This window comes from Alloprevotella sp. oral taxon 473 str. F0040 (assembly GCF_000318095.2).
Lineage (GTDB): Bacteria > Bacteroidota > Bacteroidia > Bacteroidales > Bacteroidaceae > Alloprevotella.
In genome coordinates this window covers 37,691-53,631 of the sequence record NZ_KB290705.1, presented here as the reverse complement: position 1 = coordinate 53,631, position 15,941 = coordinate 37,691, and the positions used below count along the sequence as shown (strand labels likewise).

At 48.4% G+C, this 15,941-nt stretch carries 13 protein-coding genes; 7 read left to right on the top strand and 6 right to left on the bottom strand.

All coding sequences use genetic code 11. The features are described from left to right. Positions 1–46: 46 nt before the first annotated feature. From radC to HMPREF9999_RS00655, 7 genes are all read left to right on the top strand, one after another. Complete coding sequence (radC, locus tag HMPREF9999_RS00685; RefSeq protein WP_009436324.1) at positions 47–766, top strand: RadC family protein; 720 nt, start codon at positions 47–49, stop codon at positions 764–766. A 54-nt stretch (positions 767–820) separates the two neighbouring features. Continuing rightward, on the top strand, positions 821–1,141 hold the full coding sequence (locus HMPREF9999_RS00680; RefSeq protein ID WP_009436323.1) for a metal-sulfur cluster assembly factor: 321 nt from the start codon (positions 821–823) through the stop codon (positions 1,139–1,141). A gap of 118 nt (positions 1,142–1,259) precedes the next feature. Continuing rightward, positions 1,260–2,120, top strand: a complete 861-nt coding sequence (locus HMPREF9999_RS00675; protein ID WP_009436322.1) for a ComF family protein — start codon at positions 1,260–1,262, stop codon at positions 2,118–2,120. An 84-nt stretch (positions 2,121–2,204) separates the two neighbouring features. Then, positions 2,205–2,969, top strand: coding sequence for a UDP-2,3-diacylglucosamine diphosphatase (locus HMPREF9999_RS00670; RefSeq protein ID WP_009436321.1), 765 nt, complete (start codon positions 2,205–2,207; stop codon positions 2,967–2,969). A gap of 137 nt (positions 2,970–3,106) precedes the next feature. Next, on the top strand, positions 3,107–4,051 hold the full coding sequence (locus tag HMPREF9999_RS00665) for an ABC transporter ATP-binding protein (RefSeq protein ID WP_009436320.1): 945 nt from the start codon (positions 3,107–3,109) through the stop codon (positions 4,049–4,051). Positions 4,052–4,124: 73 nt separating this feature from the next. Further along, entirely contained in the window at positions 4,125–5,396 is a 1,272-nt protein-coding gene (locus HMPREF9999_RS00660; protein WP_009436319.1) for an ABC transporter permease, read from the top strand. Positions 5,397–5,956: 560 nt separating this feature from the next. Beyond that, positions 5,957–7,966 (top strand): hypothetical protein, encoded by a 2,010-nt coding sequence (locus tag HMPREF9999_RS00655; RefSeq protein WP_052316443.1) that lies wholly within the window; start codon positions 5,957–5,959, stop codon positions 7,964–7,966. A 169-nt stretch (positions 7,967–8,135) separates the two neighbouring features. On the opposite strand, the gene HMPREF9999_RS00650 is transcribed toward HMPREF9999_RS00655, so the two are convergent. From HMPREF9999_RS00650 to HMPREF9999_RS00625, 6 genes are all read right to left on the bottom strand, one after another. Beyond that, a complete protein-coding gene (locus HMPREF9999_RS00650; RefSeq protein WP_009436316.1) occupies positions 8,136–8,864 on the bottom strand; it encodes an HAD family hydrolase in 729 nt (242 codons plus the stop codon). 44 nt (positions 8,865–8,908) lie between these two features. Next, the gene (locus tag HMPREF9999_RS00645; RefSeq protein ID WP_083475797.1) at positions 8,909–10,024 is read right to left on the bottom strand and encodes a lysylphosphatidylglycerol synthase transmembrane domain-containing protein; all 1,116 of its coding nucleotides are present in this window, start codon (positions 10,022–10,024) and stop codon (positions 8,909–8,911) included. A gap of 152 nt (positions 10,025–10,176) precedes the next feature. Next, positions 10,177–11,154 carry a CDP-alcohol phosphatidyltransferase family protein gene (locus HMPREF9999_RS00640; protein ID WP_009436312.1) on the bottom strand — a complete coding sequence of 326 codons (978 nt, stop codon included), beginning with the start codon at positions 11,152–11,154 and terminating at the stop codon, positions 10,177–10,179. A 109-nt stretch (positions 11,155–11,263) separates the two neighbouring features. Further along, positions 11,264–12,115 carry a hypothetical protein gene (locus HMPREF9999_RS00635; RefSeq protein WP_044062804.1) on the bottom strand — a complete coding sequence of 284 codons (852 nt, stop codon included), beginning with the start codon at positions 12,113–12,115 and terminating at the stop codon, positions 11,264–11,266. A 149-nt stretch (positions 12,116–12,264) separates the two neighbouring features. Next, complete coding sequence (locus tag HMPREF9999_RS00630) at positions 12,265–13,110, bottom strand: NDP-sugar synthase (protein WP_009436310.1); 846 nt, start codon at positions 13,108–13,110, stop codon at positions 12,265–12,267. A 171-nt stretch (positions 13,111–13,281) separates the two neighbouring features. After that, positions 13,282–15,927: a DUF5686 family protein gene (locus HMPREF9999_RS00625; protein WP_009436309.1), complete on the bottom strand. Its 2,646-nt coding sequence runs from the start codon at positions 15,925–15,927 to the stop codon at positions 13,282–13,284. Between the last annotated feature and the right edge of the window lie 14 nt (positions 15,928–15,941).

Genomic DNA, 15,941 nt, shown 5'->3' with positions numbered 1-15,941 from the left:
CGTAGCGCACCAAGATGCCCAGCATTTCCTTCCGATCTGTCTCACTATGAAACTCCTTGAACCTTCTGCATCTACGCTGCAACCTCAGAAGAAGTCCATCACTGAGTTGGACATCAACGACCGCCCTCGAGAGAAGTTCATGACTTCTGGCGGAAGTTCCCTCAGCGCAGCAGAACTCTTGGCGATTCTCGTGGGAAGTGGCAATGACAAGGAGAACGCAGTCACCTTGATGCAACGCATCCTCTCCGACTGCAATGGACAGCTCACCACATTGGGCAAACGAAGCATCGAAGAACTCTGCGCCTATCACGGCATTGGGCCAGCCAAAGCAGTGACCATTTTGGCCGCTTGTGAGTTGGGGGCGCGTAGAGGTGCCGAGGGACTGCAAGATGAGCAGTTCAATTGTTCCGAAAAGCTCTATCGTTTTTTCTACGAAAAGCTACATGATCTCCCCATCGAGGAAGCGCACGTGCTTTTGCTCAATCATAATCTCCGCTTCATCCGCAGTGTCATGGTGGCACGTGGCGGCATTGATGGCACCACGATTGACATCCGTGTGATTCTCCGCGAGGCTTTGGTGAGCAATGCCGTACACATCGCCCTGTGTCACAATCATCCTTCGGGTTATCCCGAACCTTCTGCAGCGGATGATGTAATAACTCAGCAGCTCAAACGCGCTTGTCGGGAAGTGGACTTGCGGTTTATCGACCACATCATCCTAGCCGACACGCAATATTATAGTTATGCCGACCAGAATCGTTTATGATTTGGCACAACTCCTTTTGAACTATTCTTTCTAACAACGCAACAAACAACAAACATGACCCCAGAAGAAAAATTGAAAATCGAAGAACAAATCGTGGAAGTCCTCAAGACCGTCTACGACCCTGAGATTCCTGTAGATATTTATAACCTTGGTTTGATCTACAATATCGATCTTGCCGAAGATGGTCTCCTAGAGATAGAGATGACACTCACAGCTCCCAACTGTCCTGCCGCAGATTTTATCATGGAAGACGTGCGCATCAAGACCGCTGGTGTGCCAGGCGTGAAAGATGTTCGTGTGAATCTCGTGTTTGAACCCGAGTGGGATCGCGAAATGATGAGTGAAGAAGCCAAGCTCGACCTCGGTTTCCTCTAGTCCGCTCCCTTTTCTTTTCCACATCACGGGACATTGTAGTATTTCATAGCCTACAGACTATGAGCATATAAGGCAATGTTCTTTGAGATGTTGGGAGAATACTAATCATTGACACACAATGGCGCAGCAGAAAAACACCAACGTATGGCAGCCCTTTCGCGAGGTTCTTCAAATCGCATGGGCACAGCTCACGGGTTCCTGCTGCGCCATTTGTGGTAAAACCCTTTATGGCAACGGACTTTGCCCACAATGTTGGTTCAAACTTCCCTACACCCATCTCAAAGGTCGCAAGGGCAATGTGCTAGAACGCGTGTTTTGGGGCGACCCAAATGTAGAGCGCGTGAGTGCCTTCGTGTGGTATAAGCCCGAATATGCCGTGGCGCAAGCCGTGCATGGCTTCAAATATCAAGGGCGCACGGCACTCGCACAAAGTTTTGGCAGAGCCATGGCCACGGAACTCCGTGACACAGACTTCTTTGAGGGCGTAGCCGGCATCATTCCAGTGCCATTGTCTCGACAAAGAATGGCTAAGCGGGGCTATAATCAGAGTGAACTCCTCGCGCGGGGTGTGTCCGCCATTACGGGACTTCCCATTGTGACAGACATTCTGGTGCGTAAGGTGGACAATCCCTCCCAGACCACGCTTGCGCCTACCGAACGAAAAGCCAATGTGGAAGGCATCTTTGTGGTGCAGCATCCCGAACGTCTGCAAGGCAAGTGCTGGATCATCCTCGACGATGTCCTCACGGTGGGAGCCACTCTCAGCAGTATTGCGCGCACCATCGCAGCGGTGAGTGATGCTCACCTGAGATTCCTCACCCTCTGTGCGGCAGGACAGTACCACACGGGCCGACTTTCTGCCGAGGAACTCGGTATTCCCGATGTCACCGCCGTCTTTAATCCTAACAAACTGAGGGCGTATCGCCCTAACACTCCCTCCTCTTCGGAGAATAACAAGAGCTCAACGTCCAATGACTAGTGGCTAGAGACTAAAATCCAACTTTTACAGTCTAGCCTCTAACGTCTAATGTCTAGCTTCTAATGTCTAACGTCCAACGTCTATATGAAACCCATTTATTTCCTCTCCGATGCACATCTTGGCAGTCTCGCCATTCAAAGCCGTCGCATGCAGGAACGTCGTCTCGTACGCTTCCTCGATAGCATCAAACATAAGGCAGGTGCGGTGTATCTGCTTGGCGATATGTTTGACTTTTGGCATGAATATAAGACGGTAGTTCCCAAGGGCTACACCCGATTCTTGGGCAAAATCTCCGAACTCACCGACCTTGGCGTAGAAGTACACTATTTTACGGGCAATCACGACCTTTGGATGAAGGATTATCTCGTAGAAGAGTGCGGAGTAGTGCTGCATAAGACCGCGTGCACCGTAGAGTTATATGGTAAAATCTTTTATCTAGCCCATGGCGACGGCATAGGCGACGACAGTCGTGGCTTCCGTTTCTTGCGCGCTCTCTTTCATAATCCCATTGCGCAGGCACTTTTTGCTGCGATTCACCCACGTTGGGGCATGAGTTTCGGACTTAATTGGGCGAAACACAGTCGTTTGAAGCGTGAAGACGGCAAAGAACCGCCATTTATGGGAGAGGACAAGGAGCATCTTATACTTTTTGCTAAGCAATATCTGAAAGATCATCCTGACATCAACTTCTTCCTCTTTGGACATCGCCACATAGACTACGATCTCATGCTGTCGAAGTCCTCGCGTGTCGTGATTCTTGGCGACTGGATTAGCCTTTTCACCTACGCTGTCTTCGATGGTGAAAACCTTTTCTTGGAAGATTACATCGAAGGTGAGACAGAACCATGATATGGACGGTAGAGATTAGATGTTAGACATTAGATGTACATCTATCCCCTTGTGTCTAATCTCTATCTTCTAATTCCTACCTTCTAACCTCTATGTTCTAAGGTCTACTTTCTAACGTATAATATTTAATCTCTAATATGTTTAATCTCCTCTCTGTTCGTGGGGTTTCTAAGCGATTTGCAGCGCACACCGCGTTGGACAATGTCAGCATCGAAGTGCCACGCGGTCGCATCTTTGGGCTCTTAGGTCCCAATGGTGCCGGAAAAACCACCCTCATTCGCATCATCAACCACATCACTCTCCCCGACACGGGCGAGGTGTTGTTCGACGGAAAGCCACTCTCCCAAGAAGATGTGGCTTATATTGGTTATCTTCCCGAAGAGCGCGGCCTCTATCGTAAGATGAAAGTGGGTGAACAAGCCTTGTATCTTGCGCAACTCAAGGGACTTTCTCATGCAGAAGCCAAACAGCGGTTGGAAATGTGGTTTGAGAAATTCCAAATCATGCCTTGGTGGAACAAGAAGCTCGAAGAACTCTCCAAGGGTATGCAACAAAAGATACAGTTTATCATCACTGTCTTGCACGAACCTAAGTTGTTGATCTTCGACGAACCCTTTTCGGGCTTCGATCCCCTCAATGCAGAGTTGTTGAAACACGAAATGTTGCAGTTGCGCGATCGAGGAGCCACCATCATTTTCTCCACGCACAATATGGCAAGTGTCGAAGAAGTTTGCGACGACATCGCACTCATCCACCGCTCACAAGTACGTTTGCAGGGCAATGTGCGAGAGATTCGCGAGCAACATCGCACGGGCGAGTTTTCCCTCACCACCACAGCAGGGCAACTCTCCGAGCATCCCGAACTTTTTTCCATTTTGGAGCAAGTGGAACACCATGGACTCACCACCTATCGCTTGAAAAAACAAGAAGGCCTCTCCAATTCCGCCCTGGTGCAAAGCCTAGCGAGTGAGGTGGAAATCCGTAGTTTCTCGGAAATCCTCCCCACGATGAACGACATCTTCCTACGCACGGTAGGCGATGACGTGGCTGCCCTCACTGGCAATCAAACACAGCAAGCCTAACCTTCCCCCCTTTCCTGATCGTTAAGGGCATAATTTAGGTATTTTCATTCCCATTTTCAAGCTTCATTTGCTCATGAACAAGATATTTCTTATCATACAGCGCGAATATCTCACTCGTGTTCGTCGCAAATCATTCCTACTGCTCACGCTCCTCATGCCCGTTTTGATGGTAGCCCTTGTATTTGTTCCCATCTGGTTAGGCCGCATTTCGAGCGGAGAAAATCGCACCGTCATGGTGGTCGATGAGAGTCATCTTTACGACTCTTTGTTTCGATCCACTCCGCAGTTCCACTTTGTGCACGAGAAAGCCGTTCCCAAGGTGACAGATCTCCCAGAAGATGTAGAAGCCGTGGTGCACATCAAGTCCGATCTCAGCCTCAATCCTAATGCCCTTGAAGTGTTGAGCCATAAAGAAGTGCAGAGCGATTTGAGCAATCACGTAGGCGACCTCCTGGATAGTGCGGTGCGCGAACAGAAAATCGAACGCTATGGCATCGCTGGACTGGATTCCATCGTTAGTGACATGGGAAGCAACGTAGAAATCTCTACTGCAAAGTGGAACGATAAGGGAGAAACTACCACTTCTTCCGCCGATGTGGCACAAGCAGCTGGTTTCTTTTTCACCCTCATCATCTATATCTTCATCCTCACCTACGGAGGAATGGTCATGCAAGGTGTGATGGAAGAGAAAACCAATCGCATCATGGAAATCATGGTATCAAGCGTTCGTCCTTTTGAACTTATGATGGGCAAGATTATCGGCGTTGCACTGGTGGGCATCACCCAGTTGTTGCTTTGGGGTGTCTTAGGTGGCATCATTCTCTCAGCGGCTAGTGGCATCGTGGGTACTGAAATCCCGGCCAACTCCGCCAATGCAGCTTCTTTGTTATCAGGAGAAACAGCGATCTTCTCTGCCATCTTCAGTCTTCCTTTAGGCGAAATGCTCCTCCTCTTCGTGCTTTATTTCCTCGGAGGTTACCTCTTCTTCGCCTCCATCTTCGCAGCGATAGGCGCAGCTATCAATAGTCAGGAAGATTCTAGTCAGTTCATGTCGCCCATCATCTTGTTGTTGCTCTTCAGCATGTACGCTGCCATGGGCAGTGCCTCCAACACAGATGGGCCTCTCGCCTTTTGGGGCTCACTTTTCCCCCTCACTTCTCCCATTGTCATGATGATTCGCATCCCATTTGGCGTACCTTTGTGGCAAGAACTCCTCAGCCTTGTTTTGCTTTACGGCACATCACTTGCCATGGTCTTTGTCGCTGCTAAGATTTATCGCGTAGGCATCTTGATGTATGGCAAGAAACCTTCGCTGAGAGATATGCTCCGCTGGTTGCGCTATTAAAGCGTTGCACCTATTGATTACTATATTCTGTTCGGTAATCTACTATTTTCTGCTTGGAACTTCCCCACACGATGGTGGGGAAGTTCCTTTTTATTTTGCTTCTTCTCTTTCTTCTTTTGCTTCTTCTCCCTCCTTTCTTCATCCTTCTCCGAGCTATCAGATAAAAAACTCCGATATTTCTAAAATTATCTCCGACTTTTTCCAAAAAATCTCCGAGAGTTTTCAGAAAATCTCCGAGATATTTTCTAAACTCTCCGACATTTTTTTGCGTTCCTCCGAAGAATCCTGTTTCTTCTAGGAATATCGTGGATTTTGGTCTCCTTATTTTGAAATAAACACGCGATTCTTTGGGACAATAGCTAGATAATTCCTACTTTTGTAACTATCATTTTTCTTGCATTCAGCCTTTGGCTATTGTATGAATGGAAGAATTACATAATCTCTCACCTTCTTTCTTGTGAGGACTTCGTCTATTCAACTCTACTTTTAAGTGCATAACGACCATGAACCGTGCTAACTTTTCTTGTCTTTTCGTTTTTCTAGCTTTCCCTTTAGGGGTTATGGCGCAGCAACCTACTGACAGTGTCCAGACTCGCCAGTTAGATGAAGTGAAAGTCACCGCTAAAACACAAGTGGAAACCCCAGTTGCCTCTTTGTTCCTACCTACAAAGCTCCAGAAAAAACATAGTACCAATGGATTCCAACTCTTAGATTTACTCCAAATCCCCCAACTTGAAGTGTCCCTCTTGGACTATGCCATTTCCCTTAAAGGAGGAGGCGAACTGGTTGTGTGTATCGATGGGCGAGAAGCCACGATGGAAGAGGTAAGAACGTTGCGTGCCAAGCGAATTAAACGAGTGGAGTACACCCGAACGCCCTCTGGTAAATATGTAGGAAAAGCAGGTTTACTGAATTTTGTCACAGATTTGGCAGAAGGTGGTGGAAATATCTACCTCTCGGCTGAACAAGGAATGGCATATAAAAAGGGAGATTATCTAGCTTTTGCGGATTATACGCGAGGTAAATCCTACTTCTCTACACTCATCTTCCAAAATTGGTCGCGCAATCATGACTATACAGAAGGAAAAGAGCACTATAAATTTACCAATGGTGATGAGATGTCGCGCATCATGTCCAACAAAGGTAATCTCAACTCCGATAATAGTTTGGGGGGAAGGTTGAAGTACACCCACACTACACCAGAATCCACTTTTAACTCCTATCTCAATTTTGTGTATTCTGCAAGTCCCAGCCACGAAACAGTGAATGAAGCCACTTATGCTGGGAAATATATAGGAAAAACTCAAAAGTATGATCGTTATCATGGTAGAGCATGGACGCCTACTTTGTACATTGACTATCAGCGTTCTTTGCCGCACAATCAACGTTGGCGAATCATTTTAAATGCTGGCCTAGGCAGGGAGAAAACCTCTTTATTTAACCACGAGGATAATCAATCAGATTTGTGGACAGATGCGTCGGAACACACGCATAGTGTGTTGGCTGTTTCCCAATATTCCAAATATTGGGAAGGAGGGTGGTCTGGAGATGTCCAGCTTTCTCATGGGTGGAAACATTATGATGATGAATATCTCGGCACGTCTCCTAGCAGCCAGTCACTCACCACGCAAAATTCTTATGGAGCTTTGAGCATTTCGCGATATACTGAGAAATATTATGGCTATCTGTCTGCTGGTATTTCAAATATTGGGGTCAATCTCAATGGCGACCGCCAACACTATTTGCATCCTGTACTATATTATGGGGGCAATTATTTGTTGAACGAGAAGAGTAGTGTGAGTTTGAATGGAGAGTTCACCCATACAGAGTTCACACCCTCCAACAAAAACTCGGTAGTCGTGCCAGTTTCTTTTTTTGAATCTGTGGTCGGTAACCCGAATATTAAGCCCATTAAAGTGATGACCAACAGGCTTTCTTACAATACGAGCGTGAAAGGGCTAAAACTCTCTGGAACTTATTTGAGTTTGTGCTATTTTGATAATGAACTTGACAGATTTTCATTAGATGAATCGCGCATTTATCGTATGAGGGTAAACAACTCTTTCTTCTGTGGCAACCATTTTACATTGGAGCTTTCGCATAATTTCTTCCAAAACCACTTATTGCTTACAACGACTGTCCAACAAGAGTTGAATTATCTCCGTGGCGATGATTATCACCTCTCGAAGTCTATATTGCGCTATGGGGGCAATGCCACTTATCTTGTGGGAGATTTTCGTATAAATGCTCGTTTCACTAGTGGATATCACGCTCTTGACATTCGTGAACCCTTCTTTGTGCGCATTGACCCTCGTTATAGTTTCAGTGTACAATGGACACATCAGGATTGGAGTCTGACTTTTGCTGCGCAGAATGTGTTTAAGCGCTATTTTGAAAATCAAATTCACATGGATTATGGCCAGTATCAGCGCGAGGTTGTCCGAGCCTTTGAAGCACAAGGTAGATGTTTGAATCTAACTGTGGCTTACAATTTTGGATTTGGACGTAAGCATCAGGCTGGAAGTCAAGAAGTTGATAAGAAAATTGAGAGTGCTATATTGAAGCCATAGGCTAATAGCCACTGCAACAGGGTGAAGTTCTAACACATGACATGGAGAACGTAGCCAGAGTGCTGCGGTTGTGGTAAAAAGATAAAATGAGAAAAAGGGTCGTCTCTGGCAAGGTTTGCGAGAGACGACCCTTTGTGTGTGGCAAATGTCAGTGTGGGTGAAGGGAAGACTACGGCAGGAGTGTGAGTAGCTCCGAGAGGTCTTCGATAATGTGCGTAGGGATAGATTCATCTACGGACTTTGGCGTCCATTCTTCTCCACGAAACCAAATGGTTTTGCACCCTAAAGCGTGGGCTGGTGCGATGTCTTTGCCGAAAGCATCACCGATGGCAATGCAATCTTGCGGGGCGCGCTGGGCAAGGTCGATGCCGAGTTGCCATATCGCAGGATCGGGTTTGCGCACTCCAACCGTGGCACTCTCCACAATGCGAGGGAAGAGGTCGAGCAGTCCGTAGCCTTGCAGGACTGCACGGATGTTGCCATAAAAATTGGTGACCAACACGAAGTCATATCCGCGTGTCACTAATATATCAAGGACTTTGCGCGCACGAAGTGTGGTGTGGCGTGCTTGAGTGTCGCAATAGGTGGCCACAATGTCTACGATGCTCTCGCGCTCTTCGGCTGAGAACTGAAAACCTCCTTCAGTGCAAAGATGCTCCACTTCGAGGGTCACTTTCTTATGTAGGAGAGTAGCGAAGTCATCTTCCGGGAGAATGATGGGATGTTGGGCTAGTGCTCGCTCACCGTGTACATAAGCTGCACGCCAAGTGTCGGTGTCGAGTTGCGCAAGTGCGGGGTGTTCGATCGCAGCTTTGGTGAATCCATCGCGGAGCACGTAGTTCCAGTGGCGTGCATCGGAATCGAGCGTTCCGCCATAGTCGAAAAGGAGGGTAGGCATGAAAGAATGTCGAGAAAAAAAGGAGGTTATTGGGGAGAGGGGGGCTAGTGTCGGTGTGCAGGTTTGATTTTCACCAAAGCAACTCCGACTACTATCCAAAAGATTTCGCGGATGCGGGTGAAGAATGAGGCATAGATGCCCATGGAAGCACCAGCCGTGGGAAAGAGTAGGGCGACGATGACTGCTAAACTTCCCTCTCGTGCACCCAGTTGCATGGGAAGGAAGAAGAGGAGATTGCCCATGAGCGAAGAGAAACCTAAGATGATGAGTCCATCGGCTAGCGTGGCATTGGTGAGTCCGAAGGCAAGGAGGATGCCGTAAAATTCAAGACTATTGAAAAGCCGCCCCACATATTCTGCCAAGAGGGCGCGGAGAAATACGCGCGGATGAGCGTAGAGTGTGCGGATATGGCTGTCGATAGTGAGCAAATCGTTTTGATGCGCTTCGCGAAATCGCTTTGCCCAGCCTCCTATGAGGGGGAGAAGTCCAAGAATCTGGAAGAAACGTAGGGCAACTCCGCGTTTGTAGCATTGTTGAAAAAAGAGAATGGCAGCCACAAACAACAAGAGGTAGAGGCTGAACAAGCCAGCAAGCCATGGCGTAATCCTAGAGAAGTGGCAGACCACAAAGACAATCAAGGCGGTGGTCCACAAGAAGAAGTGGCTAAAGACGTGAAGGAGTGAATAGAGTGTCACAGAAGCTAGCGCGCGCTGTGTGCCTACGAGGTGCGAGAGTTCGAGCACGCGATAGGGAGCTCCGCCAGACCCGAAGGGAGTGGTGTAGGAAAAGGCGAAGCCCGACACGGTGAGTTGGCCAGCGCGTGCGAGAGAAATGTGATGATCAGCGTGCCCCGTATTGACCAAGAGCTGAAAAGCATAGGCGTTGAGGGCATAGACTGGAATCCAGCTGCCCACGACGAGGGGAAGATAACGGACTACGCGGTCAAGATTGTGGCGAATGATTTGCCACCCATCGGGGAAACGCCAGATGAGAAGCCCGATGGCAAGCAGTCCAAAGGCGAAGAACAGATTGCGATAGAGAGGTTTCATGCAAGGAGTTGCAGAGGAATGAGAGAAGGTGTGAGAGAAGAAGGATAAACCCAAATCGGTCATTAGACCGTTATAGTGCAATTCGTTATAGAGAAGATAACTTCCTGCCATCTTTCATTTTCTTGTTGGCATCTTGTTTCTTGTTCGTTCTCGACGTAGCCCGCTACGCCTTCGAACTCACAACCAACCATCTGCTCAACAATCAAATAAAAACTGTTCAGGATCTAATGACCGATTTGGGATAAAAAGTGATAGCTCAGCTCTTATTCTTCCGTAGTTTCTGATTCGATTTGCAGGCGAAGTCGTTGACACAGTGCTTCGTGCTGGCGGTGCATGTGGATGTAGATGACTAAAAACACGGTGATGTCGGCGAGCGGAAACAAGATGACTGCCCAAGGATGCCACACGGCAAGGAGCAAACTAGCATAAAGCACAAAGGCGCGCCAGTTGAAAGTGAGCGCGTTTGCCCATTTCATCAGCGGAAGACTGCCAGCGCGGAACGTTTTTACCAAAGCTTCGGGAAGCTCCGTGGGATAGTGCTCATCGAGCGTGCGCTTGAATTGTTGGAACTGTGGCGTAGCTTGTTCTTGCGCTTGTGTATAGTTGATGTAGAACCAGAGGAAGATTTTCCACGCAGGTTGCTGACGTGCGGAAACTTCTGCGAAATCTTGGCGCAGTTGTTGAGAATTATCGAGTTCGCTTTGGGCTTTACCTCGAATGAAATAGAGATGGATGTTGCGGTAATAGTCGGCTAGTCTGCTCTGCGCTCCGTGAATCTGAGTGCCAATGAGGAGGAGCAGCACAAAGATGCTCAAGTTCCAGTTGGGACTCTCCGACCACCCAGGAACCATGGGCTGATTGTAGAGGCGAAGTCCCACAGCAAGATAGATGCAAATGAACCAAATGTTGCCGGCAAAGCCATCTAAGATGCGCCCCCAAAGGGTTTTCTGTCCCGTCATTCGGGCTAGTTGGCCATCCGCTGAGTCATAAAAGTTTGCCCATATGAGCAGTGCAATGCTTATGAGGGTGAAAAGCAAGTTGCCCTCCCCAAGGTACATGAAATAGGCCGCACCGATGCCCAGAAAGATGCTAAGAATGGTGACCACATTGGGATGAATGTGGAGTGCACGAAAGAAGCGCGCCCAAAGAAGTCCGATGGGGCGAGTGAAATAAACGTCGATGTTTTCTTCGGTGTCGCTACTTTTTAGCGTGGCTTGCAGAGAAAAAGGTTGGTCGCTCATGAGAAGATATGGAATTTATTGGAGAGGGGATCGAAAAAGAAGGATAAGCCGGAAGGACTATTCTGAGAATGCTAAGAAAGAAAAGCCATTGAAGGGCAATTTCTAGCGGTTATTTAGCAAGGAGAGAAAGGCTATGTTGCACGATGGCTGCGGAGGCTTCGGGCAAACAAGCGGAGAAGGAGGGGAAATCGTTGAAGTCGATGAAGACAAAGGTGCCATCTTGGCGAAGGATGGCGTCACCTCCATAGATGGAAAAGCCTGATTGTTGTGCCACTTGTGTGGCAGAGGTGTGCATGGCGCGGAGTATTTGCTTCCACATTGGGGAGGATAGAGCCAAATCCTTGTGGTGGTTGTGCTGTTCATGCCCAAATTTAGAGAATCCCTTCGGAGAGTGCGGCTCGGCATGAAAGAAATTCGTGCCCACCACTCCGTAGAATTTCACCAGTTGTCCGTCGATATGCTCCATGACTAGTGCATCTTCGTTTGTGTACTCGGAGAGAATGGCGTCAAGTTGGGCGAGATGCTCCACAAATTGCACATCGTTGGCGGAGGTTGTGGCAGTGTTGTTGCGCTTCCACCAAAGAGGGAAGAGGAGAGTGGCTTTGCGGTCTGCAGTAAGTTCGGAAGTGTGCCAATGCTTTGCGGCATGTCCACTCTCGGCAAACCACTGTTGGAAGTCGGTGCGTTGGGCTTTTTGCAGCGCGCGTGGGCTATTGAGAACTATCACTCCGCGTTCTTCTGCAGCAGTAAGTGCTTGGAGAGCTGCTTCACTACGAGCCATGGAGAGGATGAGTGTGGACTTTTCTAACTGCGGTGGGCGATGTTCAAACACTGCTTCGTCGAATGTGGCGACACACACGCCTTGGAGCGCGAAGTTCATGACGAGAGAACGGAAGAGTGCTTCATCGCGTGCTTCGGAATTGGGGGAGTATTTGGAGTGACGTGAGATGAGTGTGACCATATTAGACGTTAGAGAGCGCAGACCCTTCTTGCTCGCCACGAGAAGCGTGGCTCGGGTATTGGAAGGTTAGACGTTAGAAATTAGACGTTAGACGTTAGAGGGCGCGGAGCTGTTGGGGGCTCCAGGATAAGCGTGGCTAGAATAGAAAGTTATATCCCTTCTTGCAAGAAGCATTCCGCCTTAGCAATGTCGCTGGCGTGGTCGATGTCTAGGATTTTGTCGAAGAGATGGGCTTTCAACTTCAGACCGTCGGCGATGAGCCCTCGTTGAAAATTGCGCAAACGATGCTGACCTTCTGCCATGCAGCGCGAGAGGGTGGTGAGTGCCTTGGGAGAAAGGGTGTAAATACCTCCAGAGATGAAGATTGAGTCTATATGATGATTCTTGTCCCTGTCTGAACTCTCCTCGGAAAAGTCAGCATTCTTGTCTGAGAAGTCAGCCTTCTTATCAGAAAAATCCGTGATTTTGTCGGAAACATCTCTTGTTTTGTTGGCGGTATCCGTAATCTTGTCGTGAAAACCAGTGATGTCGAGCTGAGAGGTTGCAGTGACATAGAGCGGACTTTCGTCGTCTACGAAATCTGTTACCGCCATGCAACCGTCATATCCGTCAAGTAGATATTGTTCTGTGGCATGCAGGTAAGCGCGAAAGGCTTCTTCTTGAAAAATGGTGTCTACCGTGGTCAAGCAGAAGGGAGCTTCTTGCAAGTAGGGTGCGAGTGCCGCGAAGGTGTGCATGGACGAAGGGGTATCTGCCACCACGATGCGCAGTGGAATAGTGGGATTGGCTTCCGAAAACTCCAACAAATACTGGTGGGTTTCTGGGCGCGCGCTGTTGACGGCTACGATGATTTCTTCTGCTCCACAGCGATGAAAGATGCTAATGAGCCTTTCGATCATGGGAACTCTGCAGAGCGGAATCAGAGGTTTCGGCTGAGTGACACCTTCTGTGGCGAGACGACTGCCTTCGCCTGCGGCAATGATGGCAAATTTCATGGAAGAGGTGTGGGATTATCTATTGAGAGTTGGAAAGAATCTCCGAGCGATGTCATGAAGACACGGAGCATTTCCAACCCCTAACGAGAGATACAAAGGGAGAATAAGCAAAGCAGCACCACTTTCTTAGGAGAAAGGGTGCTGCGTTATCCTATTATAATAAGGAGAAAATTAGAAGATGACGCGCACCATGAAGCGGATACCCCAGCGCGCAATCGAAGGATCGTCGATGTAAGTGAAGCGGCGCACATAGTCCACATGGACTAATTTGAAGAGATTGTGGATACCGAAGGCGGCTTCTACGTAGGGCACTTTAGGATCCATGGCATAACCTGTGGGCTTAAACACGCCATTCTTGAATTCACCTGGGAAGATGAAGAGGTCTGTACGGTGGCGGTTTTGCTCTAGATTCGGATTATTCTTGTCAGTGAGCTTGCCCCACAGCACATTAAATCCGATGTGCTCGCGAATCTTCAAGCGATTGATGAGCGGAATGCGGTTGAAAATCTTGCCATGAAGGTTCCAGTTGAACATCAACTGCGCATATCTGTCGTTGAAGAATTCCATGTTGTTGACGAGATAATACATGTCGTCTTCATAGACATAGGACAAGTTGGCCTTAGGCATGATGAGAAGTGGGAAAGGCACCTTGTTCCACTGGGCACCAGCTGCAAAGTCGAAGTCCATACGTCCCCAAGAGTGGAGCCAAACACGCTTGCGCACGCCAATCTCTGTGAGGTTGTAGGTGTAGTCGCTGCCGAAGCCTTTAAATCCCGTGGTGTGGGAGATGCGATAAATCGGAGCTTCCTTGTTCACCAAGATACGTCTTTGCTTCGTATTGATGTAGGCGACACCGGGTTGATACTTGAGTGTCATCGAAAGATCCGTTGTGTTGAGGAAGTTTCGATTGAGATTGGCCAGGTTTTTCCCACTTTCGGGGCCCCAAGGTGTGATAGTATAGGGCAGACCTGGGTCGGATTGGTGAGCGTGAGCCACAGGTTGATAGAAGAGATGGTAGGTTGGCTCTGTCTGGCTATAACGAAGTTGCGTCTTCCATTGGAGACCATCTTCCCATTCTCGGTCGAAAATCAACTTGAAACTACGATCGTACATCATGTGCTTCACGGAAGACCACGTCAATGCACGGAACACATTGTCCTTATCTGTGTTGAGATATTGGTCGGAAGGCACACCTACGTCATAAGAGTAGTTGAAAGTGAGGTTGGCAGTAGGAAATTCCATGGGGAGATACGCTTTCTTCTTGAAAGAATAGGTCATTTCTCCCATGCCTTTCCAGCGTTGGTCGCGGAAACCATAGGCCAAGTATCCACGCCAAAAGAAGTGGGGATTGAAATTAGCTGTGGTTTGCGCTGAAGCACGAAGGCGAAGTCCATCTACAGGGTTGGTGGTTACCATCGTGTTCACTGGACCTACGTCCAATTTTGAGGGATGTTCGTCGTCAATAGAGGTTGGAACGAAGTTTTCAATTAGGGATTTACCTACCCAAATAAATGGCTTGATGCCAGGAATGTTCATGATGCGCTTCACAAAGAGGGAAGTTTTGTCTTCCGACTTGGTGAGTTGCTCTGTGCGATGCTGAGCCCAGAACTTGTCTTCCTGCATCATAGCATCGGGTTCTATCTTGGTATTGCCACGGAATCGGAAAAGACGGTCAGAAAGTGGCTCAAAAGAGTAGTTAGTGTACTCCGTATAGCGTTTCACCTCCAAGGTTTTCAAAAACTTCGCCGCTTCCAACAAGACAAACATGTCGTTTTTGGCCAGTACTTGCTCACCGCTGGGCAATTGTGTGAACTGTTGGGCGATGTTGATGCGCTTTACGTAGTTGACCGTTGACTTGATGGGGATGCTTATATCGGCTTTCGCAATGCGAAAGGTGGAGTCGGCCATGATATAGAGGGACCCAGTGAAGCCGAAGTCGCGAGAGTTGTTAGGGCCAAAGGACACTTGGATGCACTTGTTGCCATCAACATAGGTGGTGTCTTCGATGAAGTAGCGATAAAATGCGATGGCTCCGTTCGTGGCTATGGGACTCAAGAACTGCGATTGGACAAAACGGATGTCGTCTTCGTAGATATTCACCTCGGTAAAGACATCTTGGAGCATGGAAGCAAGAATATCGCCCGTGTCGATGAGTTCATTCATGCCCGTCGTGCGTTGTCCTTTGATGATACTCTTTTTCTCGTCTTGCTTCTTGCGGTAAATCTCTTGAGACACGGTCTCATCCACTGAGAGAGGAAGGATGAGTTTACCTGTTTCGGGCGAGGTTTCCACGTGTTCCTTCAAGAAAGGCATTGCCTTAAAGGTGCCTTCTTCAAAGACTTTTGGGGTGATATCACTCAGTGCAAAGGCGAGTTTGTCATACTTCTCTACACTATAGTAGTCGCGCTGGCGGAGATTGCTTGCCTTTTTTGCGGCAATCACCTTTTCCATCAAGATGACCGCAGGGTTGTTCTTACGAGAATACTTCTCGCGCTTCGCTTGTACCACTGCTGTACCAAGGCTCATGTCGATGGTGCGCAGCTTAACGATAAGCGAATCCGCAGTAGATTTGGGATGTAAGCTCTGGGTTTGATAGCCAATACTTGAGACAATCAGTTTGCCCCCTTTGCGGAAAGGGATAGAAAAACGGCCATCGGCATCGGTTTGTACCGCACCCTTCGCGCCATCGTAGAAGACATTGACGAAAGGCGTAGCCTCTCCAGTCTTAGCATCAAGCACGCGCCCCACTAGGCGTTGGGCACTGGCTGACAAACAGCCTAGGATGAGAAGCGGTAACAAGAGGAGAAATCTCTTCATATAGGGAGAAATTG